This window comes from Rhizobium sp. BR 317 (assembly GCF_047445835.1).
GTDB classification, from domain to species: Bacteria; Pseudomonadota; Alphaproteobacteria; order Rhizobiales; family Rhizobiaceae; genus Rhizobium; species Rhizobium paranaense.
Window position 1 is genome coordinate 15,337 of the sequence record NZ_JARWLB010000034.1, and the last position, 13,041, is coordinate 28,377.

Here is a 13,041-nt window from a genome sequence, read left to right on the forward strand (position 1 = left end):
ACCTGCCACTCCCTGAAGGTCGACTGATCGCGCCGACGAGGTTGGTTCAACGGCACTCTCAAGTCGCACCAGCCAGCTAATTACTGCACGATTACGGTCTCAATCGTTTGAGGAAGTCCTCAATCGGTCCGCCATGCGGAGGCCGGCGGGGCGGGGAACGAAGCACATCGGTCTTGCCGTCCTGATGGACGATGTAGCTCGCATGCAGAAAACCATGGTCGAAGCGACCCTGAACACTGACCGCCTCGGCGACGCTGACAAGCTTGCCGTCGTCMCCCGCCGGTCCCGTTTCGATCAATGCCCGGCCGCTGTCGTCTTGAACGATGAACTTGTTGCCATAGATCTCGGCGACCTTTCCCTTGATGGTCACCACGCCCCAGTCGTCCTTCAGGCTCGAGATGGACACGGGAGACAAAGGTGCCAATTCGACACTTGGGCGGATGAATCTCATTGCCGCTGCACCGCCCGCCGCTCCGATGGCGAGGACCGTCACGGCTGCAATGCCGAAGGCGGCAAGGTGAGCGGCTGGCCGGCGCCTCAGCCCTTTGCCCCCGCCTCTCTCCGGCAATGTTTGGGGCGCTTCGTTTTCGATAGACATGATATTGTCTCCCGTTCGTTTGACTGGAGGACAATAACCGGCATGTGCTCGATCCACGCTGAATGTTGCGGTTCAGTTTCAGTTAAGCAACGTCGCCCTAGTTCATTGGGAGCAACCGGTCACAAGCGAGTGTGCGATGCGGGTCCTCCTAGTCGAAGATGATGCCGATCTTTCCAACCGCATTGCGGCGAGCCTGCGGGCGGAAAACTTCGTGGTGGACATCGCCAGGAACGGAGAAGACGCCGAACACGCCGGCCTGACCGAGATCTTCGATGTCGCCGTGTTGGACCTCGGCTTACCTAAAATCGACGGAGTGACGGTGCTCAAGTCCTGGCGGAGCGCGGAGCGGACGCTTCCGGTGCTCGTTCTCACTGCGCGAGATGGCTGGCCTGACAAGGTCGCCGCCTTCAAGGCGGGAGCTGACGATTTTCTGACGAAGCCATTCAAAATCGAAGAACTCATTTTACGCCTTCGTGCTCTGGTGCGGCGGGCGACAGGTCATGCCGCCTCGGTGATCACCTGCGGAGATCTTTCGTTCGACGCGCAACTCGGAACATTCGAGCTCGCGGGACTTCCGCTGAGGCTGACGGCGTTCGAATGGCGGGTCCTCTCCTGCCTGATCTTGCGCAAGGATGTCATCGTGGATAGGCGCGAACTTATCGAGCGGGTCTACGAGGGAGACACGGACGTGGATTCCAATTCGATTGAGGTGATCATCGCCAGGCTGAGGCGAAAGATTGGTGCCGAGAGGATCGGGACGGAGAGGGGACGCGGCTACATGCTGAGGACCGGCCAGTGAAGCTACAATTGCCGTCACCGCGCAGAACGATTGCCGGCCGCCTGATCGCGTTTTCGATGATCTACGCAGTGGCGGCATTGGTCGTTGCCGCTTTTGTCCTCTGGTTCATCGTTGCGACTGTGGTCAGGCAACAGGTCGATCAGCGGCTCGATCTGCAAATCGACGCTGTTCGCAGCGCTCTGAGATTCAATCCGGACGGCACGCTTGCTCTTTCAGGCAATCCCGATGGCCCTCCCTTTGATCGTATCGGCTCCGGGTGGTACTGGCAGGTCACCGCCGACGGCCGCCATTTATCCTCAAGATCACTCGATGGAGGCAGCATTGCCAGTCCGCCGCGAGCGCTTGACTGGAAGCGGCTTCTTAAAGGGAGCCCGCAGCCGGCGGACGGGCCTGGAGACAAGGGCGAGGCACTCCACTTTCGTGTGGCGCAGACCTTCGTGGGTGGAAAGGCAGTCGAAATCCTCGCGACCGCCCCTAACGTCGCGCTGGCGGCTCCCGCTGCAAGAGCGCTCGCACTTCTGGTGCCGGCGATGCTGGCTCTTGGGGCCATTCTCGGCGTCGGGATTTTGTTTCAGGTCCGATTCGGCCTCTTGCCGCTGCGTGCGTTGTCCGGACAGATTGCAGAAATTTCGTCAGGGCGGCTCCGTGAACTGCCGCAAACCGAAGTCGATGAGCTTCGCCCCGTCATTGGGGAAATCAATCGTCTGGTCGAGCACAATCGCAAGCGGCTTGCCGAGACCCGGCTCCAGTTTGCCAATCTGGCGCATGGACTGAAAACGCCGGTCGCGAGCCTTTATCTCGCGCTCGATGGCAAAAACGACCCGACCGGCGAGGCGCGACACCTTGTTGGTCGAATTGATCGAAGGATTCGACACCATTTGGGAAGGGCGAGGGCTGGAGTTTCGGAGGCGGGATTGGCTTCGTCGACAGATCTTCGGTCGCGCGTGGACGACATAGTGCAGATGATGTCGAAGCTTTATGCAGAGCGACGCCTTAGTGTCGTTACAACCGTCGGTTCCGATCTCCGCATAAGCTGTTCGGCGGAGGATACTGACGAGGTTCTCGGTGGGATCATCGACAACGCGTTCAAATGGGCGGCAAGCTCAGTTCGAATAACAAGCACCGCCGAAGGCGCTATGGTGCTGATCTCAATAGAGGACGACGGGCCAGGTATTGAGCAAAGCCGGATCGCCGAAGCGATGAAACCGGGCGTCAGGCTTGACGAGACCGTTGCGGGTGACGGCTTCGGGTTGTCGATCGCCAAAGAGGTCGCCGAGCTTTACGGCGGGTACGTCAAATTGCAAGCCAGGCCAGAAAACGGACTTATTGCCGTCGTGGCGTTACCAGATGCACATGCGCGCGATTTTGCGCGGTCTTCGTGAGGGCGCTTATCCTAGCCAACGCTCCCGGGTACTTGGATTCGAACCTCACCAAAAGCAAGGCAGTGCCAACTCCGATGGTTCCAGACACAGGCAGAGCCAAATGCTGAGTCTGTTTTAGCTCTGGCGGTTTTCCCAGAGTGTTGTTTGTCGCAAACGTCGGTCGACCCATCCCGAGGATGTGGCCACCGAGTGTTCATAGGCGCCGAACAGGGATGCGGGGTTCACAGGTGCTTGGCAGCCGTTCGTCACAATCTGCCGTCCTCTTTTTCGCCCGAGAGCATGACCAACATTCGGCTGAAAGGGTTCCAAAGCCGCAATGAGTTCGATCAATACATCGCCGAACTAGAAGAAGACTTCGATGTAGATATTGAGGAGTCTGAAGAACCGGACGAGCTAGAGGCTGCAAGGAAGAGATCGTGTGGCTGCGCAGGGAAGTAGCCGACCTCCGGCAGCGGCTAGCCGTCATCCGCGCACAGACGGAAGGAACAGTTAACAGCGAAAATCCCAATCTGTGGCCTGGAACTGCAACAACATTGGCGGCTATTTTTATGCTGGGGAAGATCGTACAGCATCTTCGGCGGGGCGATCTGCAGTTCGACTATTGCGGACCAAGGTGAGGCTGCGCCGATGCCTTCGGCAGCGTGTCACGGCGCATCTTCAAGGGGAGCCATGAATCCAAGAGTTCACGGCGTCCTCGAACCTGAAAAGGGAGCTCAAACAGCCTGCGCAACTGAGAGCGGCGCGATCTCTTGAGGACGTTCTTTTTTCCCTTTAATGACACTTCGAAGCTCGTGCAAAATTTGCGGCGATTACCGGGCTTCTCAACTCGGATCGCCAATTTATTCTTCCTTTCCGCATTGTTAGCAGCAACGTTGCGGGAGTGCTAATTTTTTTGTTTCCTCCCCTTGAAATMGAAAAATCCCAAAACCAGATCATTTCGCGCAAAAAGCTCGATCGAGGTTTTGCACCCGCCMGGACTGGTCATCCGGTCCGGCCAGGGGAACAACGTTACTATTGATTGTCCATCGGAGGAAAACATGTCGTTCCGACCACTTCACGATCGCATTCTCATCCGCCGGGTCGAATCGGAAGAAAAGACCAAGGGCGGTATCATCATTCCGGACACCGCCAAGGAAAAGCCGCAGGAGGGGGAGGTTATCGCCGTTGGCCCCGGCGCGCGCAGTGATGCCGGCCAGATCCAGGCACTCGATGTCAAGGCCGGCGACCGTATCCTGTTTGGAAAATGGTCGGGCACCGAGATCAAGATCAATGGCGAAGATCTCCTGATTATGAAGGAAAGCGATGTCATGGGCATCATCGAAACCCAGGCCGAGTAGAAGACTGCTTGAGCCATCTACCCGAAATCATCAGTCAGATAGCTGCCTATTGAGGAGTTGAAGAAATGGCTGCGAAAGAAGTCAAATTCCACACCGATGCACGTGAACGCATGCTGCGTGGGGTCGACGTGCTCGCTAATGCCGTGAAGGTTACGCTCGGCCCGAAGGGCCGCAACGTCGTGATTGACAAGTCCTTCGGCGCTCCGCGCATCACCAAGGACGGGGTCACCGTCGCCAAGGAAATCGAGCTCGAAGACAAGTTCGAGAACATGGGCGCGCAGATGCTGCGCGAAGTCGCTTCCAAGACCAACGACATCGCTGGCGATGGCACGACAACCGCGACGGTGCTTGCCCAGGCCATCGTAAAGGAAGGCGCCAAGGCGGTTGCTTCAGGCATGAACCCAATGGATCTGAAGCGGGGCATCGACCTTGCCGTCGAGGCCGTCGTCAAGGAACTGAAGACCAACGCCCGCAAGATATCCAACAATTCCGAGATTGCCCAGGTTGGTACCATTTCTGCCAATGGCGATGCAGAAGTCGGCCGATTTCTTGCCGAGGCGATGGAAAGGGTCGGAAATGAAGGCGTCATTACGGTGGAAGAAGCCAAGACCGCAGACACCGAACTCGAAGTCGTCGAAGGCATGCAGTTCGACCGTGGCTATCTCAGCCCCTACTTCGTGACCAACCCGGACAAGATGCGGGTTGAGTTCGAGGATCCCTATATCCTCATACATGAAAAGAAGCTGTCGAATCTGCAGGCCATGCTGCCCATCCTTGAAGCCGTAGTACAGTCGGGGAAGCCGCTCCTTATCATCGCTGAAGACGTCGAAGGCGAAGCGCTGGCAACGCTCGTCGTCAACAAGCTGCGCGGTGGCCTGAAGATCGCTGCCGTCAAGGCTCCGGGCTTCGGCGATCGCCGCAAGGCGATGCTGGAAGATATAGCCATCCTGGCGGGCGGCACTGTCATCTCCGAAGACCTCGGCATCAAGCTCGAGAATGTGACGTTGAACATGCTTGGCCGGGCAAAGAGGGTTACCATCGAGAAGGAAAACACGACGATTATCGACGGCGTCGGCTCGAAATCTGAGATCGACGCGCGTGTTGCCCAGATCCGGGCCCAGATCGAAGAAACCACCTCCGACTACGACCGCGAAAAACTGCAGGAACGCCTTGCCAAGCTCGCTGGCGGCGTTGCCGTCATCCGCGTCGGTGGCTCGACAGAAGTCGAGGTGAAGGAAAAGAAGGATCGCGTCGACGATGCACTGCATGCGACGCGGGCCGCCGTCGAGGAAGGTATCCTGCCGGGTGGTGGCGTGGCGCTGCTGCGCGCTGTCAATACTCTCGACGGACTAAAGACCGACAATGACGACCAACGCGTTGGCGTTGATATTGTCCGGCGGGCGATCGAGGCGCCGGTTCGCCAAATCGCTGAGAATGCTGGAGCGGAAGGCTCGATCATTGTGGGCAAGCTGCGCGAGAAAAGCGAGTTCTCGTTTGGCTGGAATGCTCAAACTAACCAATATGGCGACCTTTATGCCCAGGGTGTTATCGATCCGGCCAAGGTCGTGCGCACGGCACTTCAGGATGCCGCTTCGGTTGCCGGCCTGCTGGTGACGACCGAGGCCATGATCGCCGAAAAGCCGAAGAAGGAAGTCCTTCCCGCTTTACCTCCGGGCGCCGGAATGGACTTCTGATGCGACCAAAGAGGCCTGCCCTCGGGTGGGCCTCCCCTTCACATGATCAAACTATTCAAGTTCCATCGGTGAAGATCTATGGAGTCAACGATGAGAAAGGAAAGCATTAGCAACTCGATACCGGAGGAAGCCACGGCAGCGATCAGCGCCGCGCATCTGCTTCATCCGGCTAAACATTTCGAACACCCGCGTGATGTGCTTGCGGCCCCTGGCATCGGCAAGCAAGAGAAGCGGGCCATTCTTGCCTCTTGGGCATCCGACATCTTTGCCGTCGAGTCCGCTCCGGCCCTTCGCCTTTATCCCGGGTCGAACAAAGCGGTCTCCTATGATGAGATCATTGAAGCGTTGAAGGCATTGGACGAGGACGGCCAGCGATCTGTAGGCCAGGACCCATCCGGTTCCTTCAATCAACCGCATCGCCGACAACGGCAAACACGCGGGTTTGGCGGCTTTGGCCTATGTAGCTACCGGAAAGGAGACCGTCGCCCACCACCGCTTGAGATATAGGCCGTGCTTGCTGCCGCGCCGCTTTGAGGACGCGGACCTGATTTTTGCCGACGACTCTTTGCTCAATAGCGGAGGTTTTGCCGATGAAGATCGCACAGATAGCGCCGCTCGCTGAAAGTGTTCCGCCCAAGCTCTATGGAGGAACCGAGCGGATTGTCTCCTATCTTGCAGAGGAACTTGCCGCCCAAGGCCACGACGTAACTCTTTTCGCCAGCGGCGATTCAGTGACGGGCGCCAAGCTCGTGGCGTGCTCGGACGTCGCGTTGCGGCTCAACCCGGCCGTCAAGGATAACCTGCCGCATCAGATCGTAATGCTGGACGAAATCCGCCGGCGTGCGCAGGAATTCGATATACTCCACTTCCATATCGATCTCCTACATTTCCCACTGATCCGCGATTTTGCCGACCGTACCATCACTACGCTTCATGGGCGGCTCGATCTTCCGGATTTAAAGCCATTCTATAAAGCTTTTCCCGACATTCCGCTGGTCTCGATCTCCAACGATCAGCGCCGGCCGATGCCGCCGGTCAACTGGTCCGGAACAGTTTATCATGGACTGCCGGTTAATCTGCTGCCCTTTACGGAAAAGCCGAAGGGCAACTATCTCGCGTTCCTCGGACGAATATCGCCCGAGAAGCGGCCGGACCGAGCAATCCAGATTGCTGTGAAAGTCGGCATGCCGCTGAGAATCGCAGCCAAGATCGATGATGCCGACAAGGCCTATTGGGAAACAGTGATCGAACCGATGGTCAGGAGCMATCCGAATGTCGAATTCATCGGCGAGATCAACGAGCATCAGAAAGCCGACTTCCTCGGCAACGCCCGCGCGCTGCTGTTCCCGATCGACTGGCCTGAGCCCTTCGGGCTGGTCATGATCGAGGCCATGGCGTGCGGCACGCCAGTCATCGCCTTCCGCTGTGCGCTGGTCGATAGCGTCGAGGAAGCAGTGGAACACATCGAATGGGTGCTGCGCTTCGATCGCCGCAGGGTTCGGGCTACTTTTGAGAAGCGTTTCACAGCTGAGCGAATGGCTCAGGACTATCTCAGCCTCTATCGACAATTGCCTGGCACCCTGACGAAAGCCGCGCGGCTTCGCCCCATCAAAGGCCAAGCAGTCGATCTACAGATCGTCGCTTAGAAAGGCCTAGGCCTTTAGCGATCGCTTCCGCGGACGGTATTCGACTGCACCCTGAAGAGCGGCTCGCCCTCCCGCGGCGGCGCATGCGCACCATTCGTCCACGCAAGGGTGGGAATACGACACAGGCGTTGGAAGACGTCCGCGTCATTCCTTGAAACCGAATATAATTACGGCGAAAATTAACTTTTTATGGGTAATTCCATTTCTCTTGAAAGCGCAAACCGCTGAATTATATTAGTATTGTTCGATTGCCCAATTGGGATCGACAAGTCCAGGAGACGCCACGTGCTCTTGGCGTCTCCTTGTATCCATGTTGCTTATAAGGAGGATATGGCTATGAGGACAAACCTCGATTTTTCCCCCTTGTTCCGATCGAGTATCGGTTTCGACCGCATGCTAAATGCGCTCGAGGCCGCAAGCCGCACCGAGATGGTCGACAACTGGCCTTCGTATGACATCGTCAAGACAACTGAGGACGATTACCGCATTGCTATGGACGTGGCGGGCTTCTCGCCGGACGAACTGACGATCACCCAGGAGCAGAACATGCTTTTGGTCTCCGGCCAAAAGACAAACGGTGAAGAGGTCCATTACCTGCATCGCGGCATTGCGAGCCGCTCGTTCCAGCGTCGGTTCGAGCTTGCCGACCACGTCAAGATCGTCGGTGCTGGCCTCGCCAACGGTCTGTTGACCGTCGATCTCAAGCGCGAAATCCCTGAAGAGATGAAGCCGCGCGAGATCGAAATAAAGACCAACATCGCTCTGCCGAAGGCGGAGAGCAGACAGATCGAGGCCGAGAAGGCGGCTTAGGCTCCCGATAGCAGAGTAAAAGCGCCGGGCCACGTCCGGCGCCTCCAGGAATTCCCCGAATTGTACAAACAGAAAGGAGAAAACCATKAGTGTTCGTGATCTGATACCCTGGGGCCGCGATAACGGCAACCAGGTTCCAAGTCTCTTCCGCGATGACGACCGTGATCCCTTCCTGTCGCTTCATCGCGAGGTGAACCGTCTTTTCGACGATGCATTCCGAGGCTTCGGTTCCGGCCTGCGATCCGTCGGAAGCGGCTCCGCTTTTGGAGCCGGCTGGCCAAGTGTCGAAATCTCCGACACTGACAAGGAGATCAAGGTGACGGCCGAAGTGCCCGGGCTGGAGGAAAAAGACATCGAGGTCCTGCTCAATGATGGCGTGCTGACGCTGAAGGGCGAAAAACGTTCCGAGAGCGAGGATAACAATCGGCAGTTCTCCGAGCGCTATTATGGCCGGTTCGAGCGCCGCATCCCCCTCGGCGTCGAGGTCAAGGAAGACCAGGTCGATGCGCATTTTAAGAACGGCGTACTGACCGTCAGCTTGCCGAAAAGCGAGAAGGCACAGTCGCAGGTCAAGCGGATCGCTATCAAGAGCTAATCAGTCCGACGCTATGGCGGCCGCGGGTATAAACTGCGGCCGCTCCAGCCAATTTTGCAGTTAGCTTGAGTTCTTCTACGCGATTGTCGAGTCAACTGGACTGTGAAGGCGCTATGCACACGTGGAAGCGCCCGCCGCCCGTAGATGAGTTCGGGCGGCGGGCATGGTCGCCCTTATAAACTGAACGACACGGTGGGCCGACCAACCCGGCCAGGACGCCAAACCAAATAAGCGAAACGTTGTTCCCATCTGATGTTCAACGTGATGGAGCAGTCGCGTGTGCTTGGAAAGAGGAATGAAAGCAAATGTTCGACACGAAGTTTGCCAAAAGCAGCGATGCACCGGCGCGATTCTGCCAATCACCCGGGTTCATCGACGTTCAAAGGCAATGGACGACTTTTCCGGTCCAGGTGAAAAGCAATCATGTCGCGATTGGCGTAGTGTATCAGCAGCGTCTCGTAAAAGGCTGCCAGAATGTGTTCTGCCAATTCGGTGTCTAAGCTCCCCTTGCGAAGTAAGGTAGGTTTCCGCTCCTGCTCCAGCACTTGTTGCTCGCATTCGGCGATATGGTGATCGACCATCTTAAGGTCGGCTTGGGTGAACATCTCCTCCCCTTTCAGCCTAGGCTGAGTGTCGCCGGGAAGTGAAAGCGTAGCCAAAATGCTCTTCTGGAACTCCGTGTAACGATCATGGTTTGGTATCAGGAGGATGCGAAGATGACGCTGCAATGGTGGACCGTGCCCGTGACGATCGAAACGCGCCGGGTTGGTCGATATGTTACCATCAACAGCACCGAAAAAGCAGCCGAATATATGCTCGAGGAATGGCCGGGAAGCCAAAACGAAACGTCATTCCTCGTAGCAAAACAGGCTTTGATCGATGCTCACGAGGGTAAGATTTCAGCACAAGAAACGCGCCGCGCATTCTTAGCCGCGGCGGAAGACGCTCGAATCTTTTTCTTCAACCAATGAGACAAAAACGGCAGGGAAACGGGAGAGGTCCCTGCCGTGCTAAAGAGCTGCTGTTGACGGATGAAAGGGCGGAACGTCAACGCAGCTTGCCGCGCCGTGAGAGTGGCGGCTGGCGAGTAAGGCAATGGACTCGCCACTTGTCAAACATCTACCCGCTTCATTTGCTCCGCCAAAGACGCATCAGAGATCGATTTCCACTATAAGTACTTGTTCGTCAGAAGGTGTTGATGATGCCACTTGTGAGGGAGAACAACCACTGAAGCGACCCGGAGCGCGATGCTCGCGGCCGCAAAAGAGAGCGGTGTGCAGGAAATGGGGAATGAGGTCGTGCAGGGCATCCGTTCGCGACTGTTTTCCCGTCCAATGCGATTTGTCTAGAAGCTGTGCGCCAAGCTTTTAGTTTGACGGTCATCAATTGTGTGAGTTCCTGGCGGCAAGGGCTCGTCTTGTCTGCCGAGCAACTTGTTTGATTGCCTCATATGCACTGCCGTTCCTCCCAGAAGCCCACGAGAAGTCGCAACCGCGTCTGGAGTAAAGCAAGAGCGTTCCCGGTGACCGCGACCATGGCCCGATGCTGGCATCGCCGCTTGACCCTTTGGTTTGCACGCACCTAAAATTGGGTATGAGCGAGTCCGAAATTCCTCTCACAGGCGGCGCAGATTCGAATGTTGTCCGGATAGGCGACACGGTCCGGCGGCGTGGCCGGGCGTGGTCTTCTGCCGTTCTGAATCTACTTCGCCACATTGAACACCAGGGATTTGAGGGAGCGCCCCGTGCGTACGGCTTCGATGATCAAGGACGCGAATGTCTCACTTACATCGAAGGTGAAGTTGGCTTAGGCAAAGGATTCATTCCTGATCAATATGGCCGCTTCGACGTCCGGCTTCCTGATTACGTGTGGAGTGACCGGGCCCTTGTCCATTTAGGGAAATTGCTGCGATCCTACCACGACGCTGCAGCAAGCTTCCTTTGGAATGACCGCAACTGGCGTATTGAACCTCGCGAGCCCGTCGAGACGATCTGTCACAATGATTTGTCACCGTGGAATACCGTCTTCCAAGCCGGGCTTCCTGTAGCGTTTATCGATTGGGACGCTGCAGCACCAGGACCGCGCTCTTGGGACCTTGGTTTCATTGCGTGGCGTTGGGTGCCTTTTTGGCGTGATGGCAAATGCGAAGCGCATGGCTTGCCGAAAGGCGTCCGCGAGAAAGCGCGACGCTTCCAGTTGTTCCTAGACGCCTACGGGATAGAGCCCGACATTGAAATCATGAGGGCAGCAATCGAAAGGGTGCGGCAAATGCAGGAGCACATGCGCAATCTCGCTGCATCCGGCTCTCCATGGGAAATGGAATTGGAACGCCGCGGCGTACTTAATGAAGGAGCGCTCGAAATCGCTTGGATGGAAGAACATGCACGGGAATTGGTGCAGCGATTTAGTGCGTCGTCATAGGTCTGGATCAGACTGCGCGATCAAGCCAACACCCGGCAAGGTGCGAACGACACACCGGTTATAATGGTCTCGGAATCAAATCGCAAACGCCGCCTGAGCACGAGATCGCGATAGGCCCTTGAAGGCTCGGCGAGCAGTTCCAATATCATTTTCAGGCTTATGAGTGGCATGGAAAGGAGGAAGAAAATGCCGCTGAACGATATTCCGTGGGATCGTCCGGTAACGATCCGCCTCCAGTGCGGTTTGGAACGCACCTTCACCGGCGTCTATGATGCGCTGGATTTTCTCGAGAACGAATGGCCATTGCGACATGGAGAGCGCCACAAGCGTGCCATGAAAACCTGTCGCGGTGCACTCAATGGCGCCATTCCGGCGCTGATCGCTCGGGAAGCATTCATGGCCGCTTGCCTTGAAGCGGGAATGGCAACCGTGATGACCACGTCAAAAATGAAGCCGCATACTTACCCAGCCGCAGCCAAACGGATCAGTGCGATTTAATGTGGCATCTTAGGTCCCGCTCGGCTCGATGCGGGACCTGTGCTCTAGTTCCTCCCAGATTTTCCCTGGCGACAGTATAGGCTCCGCCGTTGGTTGGATAAGCCGCGAGTCTCTGCCGATAGGAAAAGTATAGGATGACAAGAACGGCGATGATAGGCAAAACCAAGCGTGCCGAGCGGTATCAAGATAGTCAGAGCCGCTTCGGGGCCGCAAGAACATGAACCAAGGCCATCCAGACCCAGCGCCGGCACTGCCTCTATCCAGCCGATCTTCTTGTCTTCATGCTCGCGATTGGCGAGCCGGCGGCCGAACAATAGGGTGAAAAGGGGCAAGACGGACTCCTGGTCGAGCAAACAGGAGCCTAACCATGGTGAAGTCTGCAAGTTCCGGCTCGGATGGGCGCGAGTCTTATGGGAAACAGATTTGCCTGCGAATGTTCTGGTTTCTTTTGCCAAATTGCCTCAATGATGCAGGAGGACTTTGAGGCCGCGGTTTTACGTCGCGGCAGTTGATCCCTTTACTCCGGTCTCGAAACCGGTCTCGATAACGGGAGTCCCACATTCCCACGAAGGATTGCTCTGGCACTCCCGGCCGTTGCGGGGGTCGATGCTTCGGCATGGTGAATAGATCGGCCGCCGCCGGGTTAAACCAGGGCAAACCTCCCGTGTCAGAGATGCGAGATTAATATCCACTGAGGTGTGTGCCGTTTCAGATCGCGGTCCGCAAAAACCTCAGTAATCGAAGCATTGAGATCGTAAGCCAAGCGAATTCTTCCGCCTCCCTGGGTTGGCCTCAGTGATCGCGAAGGAGCGACATGCCAAGCCGGCTCGAGCAGACATCGGCGTCGAGGTTAAGAAAGGTCACCTCAATGCCCGCTTCATGACAGTATTCCTCGCCATCAGACAGGCTGAGGTATCTGCCACGGGAACAACAACGCCTTGATTGGCTTTTCCGTTTCACGACGGCACATTTGAGAACCAGCCATGGCCAGCGATAAGTTATCGACTTACAGATCCAAACGCGACTTTCAGAAGACCGCTGAGCCGAGCGGCAAGAGGCCGATCAAGAAGACTAAGGAACTGTTGATAAATAAAGGAATCGCAGCTTTGGATTTTTTGCGGCGCCGGGATTCCCTTTTGGTTTGAAGCCTATAGAATCGCGGTGTGATTGACGAGGCCGCCATCCAACTGCGCTATGCTGCGCTTGAACCTGTTCTGGACGAACGTGGACGACGTCGCTTTGCGGCGGCCGAAGCGTTAGC

The 13,041-nt window shown here is 56.8% G+C and carries 13 protein-coding genes; 11 read left to right on the forward strand and 2 right to left on the reverse strand.

Going from position 1 to position 13,041, the window contains the following annotated elements; all coding sequences use genetic code 11:
• Positions 1-91 precede the first annotated feature (91 nt).
• Positions 92-598, reverse strand: coding sequence for a hypothetical protein (locus QD357_RS30245; protein ID WP_414125742.1), 507 nt, complete (start codon positions 596-598; stop codon positions 92-94).
• Positions 599-734: 136 nt separating this feature from the next.
• On the opposite strand from QD357_RS30245, the gene QD357_RS30250 reads away from it, so the two are divergent.
• The 8 genes from QD357_RS30250 (at position 735) to QD357_RS30285 (ending at position 8,861) form a co-directional block, all read left to right on the forward strand.
• Entirely contained in the window at positions 735-1,397 is a 663-nt protein-coding gene (locus QD357_RS30250) for a response regulator transcription factor (protein WP_414125743.1), read from the forward strand.
• A gap of 422 nt (positions 1,398-1,819) precedes the next feature.
• Positions 1,820-2,779 carry a sensor histidine kinase gene (locus QD357_RS30255; RefSeq protein ID WP_414125744.1) on the forward strand — a complete coding sequence of 320 codons (960 nt, stop codon included), beginning with the start codon at positions 1,820-1,822 and terminating at the stop codon, positions 2,777-2,779.
• 1,037 nt (positions 2,780-3,816) lie between these two features.
• Positions 3,817-4,116 (forward strand): co-chaperone GroES, encoded by a 300-nt coding sequence (gene groES, locus QD357_RS30260; protein ID WP_107107270.1) that lies wholly within the window; start codon positions 3,817-3,819, stop codon positions 4,114-4,116.
• 65 nt (positions 4,117-4,181) lie between these two features.
• On the forward strand, positions 4,182-5,810 hold the full coding sequence (gene groL, locus QD357_RS30265) for a chaperonin GroEL (RefSeq protein ID WP_107107269.1): 1,629 nt from the start codon (positions 4,182-4,184) through the stop codon (positions 5,808-5,810).
• 90 nt (positions 5,811-5,900) lie between these two features.
• On the forward strand, positions 5,901-6,317 hold the full coding sequence (locus QD357_RS30270; RefSeq protein WP_107107268.1) for a hypothetical protein: 417 nt from the start codon (positions 5,901-5,903) through the stop codon (positions 6,315-6,317).
• Between the two features lie 83 nt (positions 6,318-6,400).
• Complete coding sequence (locus QD357_RS30275) at positions 6,401-7,456, forward strand: glycosyltransferase family 4 protein (RefSeq protein ID WP_414125745.1); 1,056 nt, start codon at positions 6,401-6,403, stop codon at positions 7,454-7,456.
• Positions 7,457-7,792: 336 nt separating this feature from the next.
• The gene (locus QD357_RS30280; protein WP_107107267.1) at positions 7,793-8,266 is read left to right on the forward strand and encodes an Hsp20 family protein; all 474 of its coding nucleotides are present in this window, start codon (positions 7,793-7,795) and stop codon (positions 8,264-8,266) included.
• An 85-nt stretch (positions 8,267-8,351) separates the two neighbouring features.
• On the forward strand, positions 8,352-8,861 hold the full coding sequence (locus QD357_RS30285) for an Hsp20/alpha crystallin family protein (RefSeq protein ID WP_107107266.1): 510 nt from the start codon (positions 8,352-8,354) through the stop codon (positions 8,859-8,861).
• 359 nt (positions 8,862-9,220) lie between these two features.
• Here QD357_RS30285 and QD357_RS30290 read toward each other — a convergent pair whose 3' ends face one another.
• On the reverse strand, positions 9,221-9,466 hold the full coding sequence (locus tag QD357_RS30290; RefSeq protein WP_107107265.1) for a hypothetical protein: 246 nt from the start codon (positions 9,464-9,466) through the stop codon (positions 9,221-9,223).
• 111 nt (positions 9,467-9,577) lie between these two features.
• On the opposite strand from QD357_RS30290, the gene QD357_RS30295 reads away from it, so the two are divergent.
• From QD357_RS30295 to QD357_RS30305, 3 genes are all read left to right on the forward strand, one after another.
• Positions 9,578-9,832, forward strand: coding sequence for a DUF982 domain-containing protein (locus QD357_RS30295; protein ID WP_181316010.1), 255 nt, complete (start codon positions 9,578-9,580; stop codon positions 9,830-9,832).
• A gap of 622 nt (positions 9,833-10,454) precedes the next feature.
• Complete coding sequence (locus tag QD357_RS30300) at positions 10,455-11,282, forward strand: aminoglycoside phosphotransferase family protein (RefSeq protein WP_107107277.1); 828 nt, start codon at positions 10,455-10,457, stop codon at positions 11,280-11,282.
• A gap of 186 nt (positions 11,283-11,468) precedes the next feature.
• Complete coding sequence (locus QD357_RS30305; protein ID WP_107107263.1) at positions 11,469-11,780, forward strand: DUF982 domain-containing protein; 312 nt, start codon at positions 11,469-11,471, stop codon at positions 11,778-11,780.
• Positions 11,781-13,041 lie beyond the last annotated feature (1,261 nt).

Excerpts from the sequence above, each read along its gene's own strand:
- QD357_RS30250 (WP_414125743.1), top strand. The coding sequence starts at position 735 with ATGCGGGTCCTCCTAGTCGAAGATGATGCCGATCTTTCCAACCGCATT.
- groES (WP_107107270.1), top strand. The coding sequence starts at position 3,817 with ATGTCGTTCCGACCACTTCACGATCGCATTCTCATCCGCCGGGTCGAA.
- groL (WP_107107269.1), top strand. The coding sequence starts at position 4,182 with ATGGCTGCGAAAGAAGTCAAATTCCACACCGATGCACGTGAACGCATG.
- QD357_RS30270 (WP_107107268.1), top strand. The coding sequence starts at position 5,901 with ATGAGAAAGGAAAGCATTAGCAACTCGATACCGGAGGAAGCCACGGCA.
- QD357_RS30280 (WP_107107267.1), top strand. The coding sequence starts at position 7,793 with ATGAGGACAAACCTCGATTTTTCCCCCTTGTTCCGATCGAGTATCGGT.
- QD357_RS30290 (WP_107107265.1), bottom strand. The coding sequence starts at position 9,466 with ATGTTCACCCAAGCCGACCTTAAGATGGTCGATCACCATATCGCCGAA.
- QD357_RS30295 (WP_181316010.1), top strand. The coding sequence starts at position 9,578 with ATGACGCTGCAATGGTGGACCGTGCCCGTGACGATCGAAACGCGCCGG.
- QD357_RS30300 (WP_107107277.1), top strand. The coding sequence starts at position 10,455 with ATGAGCGAGTCCGAAATTCCTCTCACAGGCGGCGCAGATTCGAATGTT.
- QD357_RS30305 (WP_107107263.1), top strand. The coding sequence starts at position 11,469 with ATGCCGCTGAACGATATTCCGTGGGATCGTCCGGTAACGATCCGCCTC.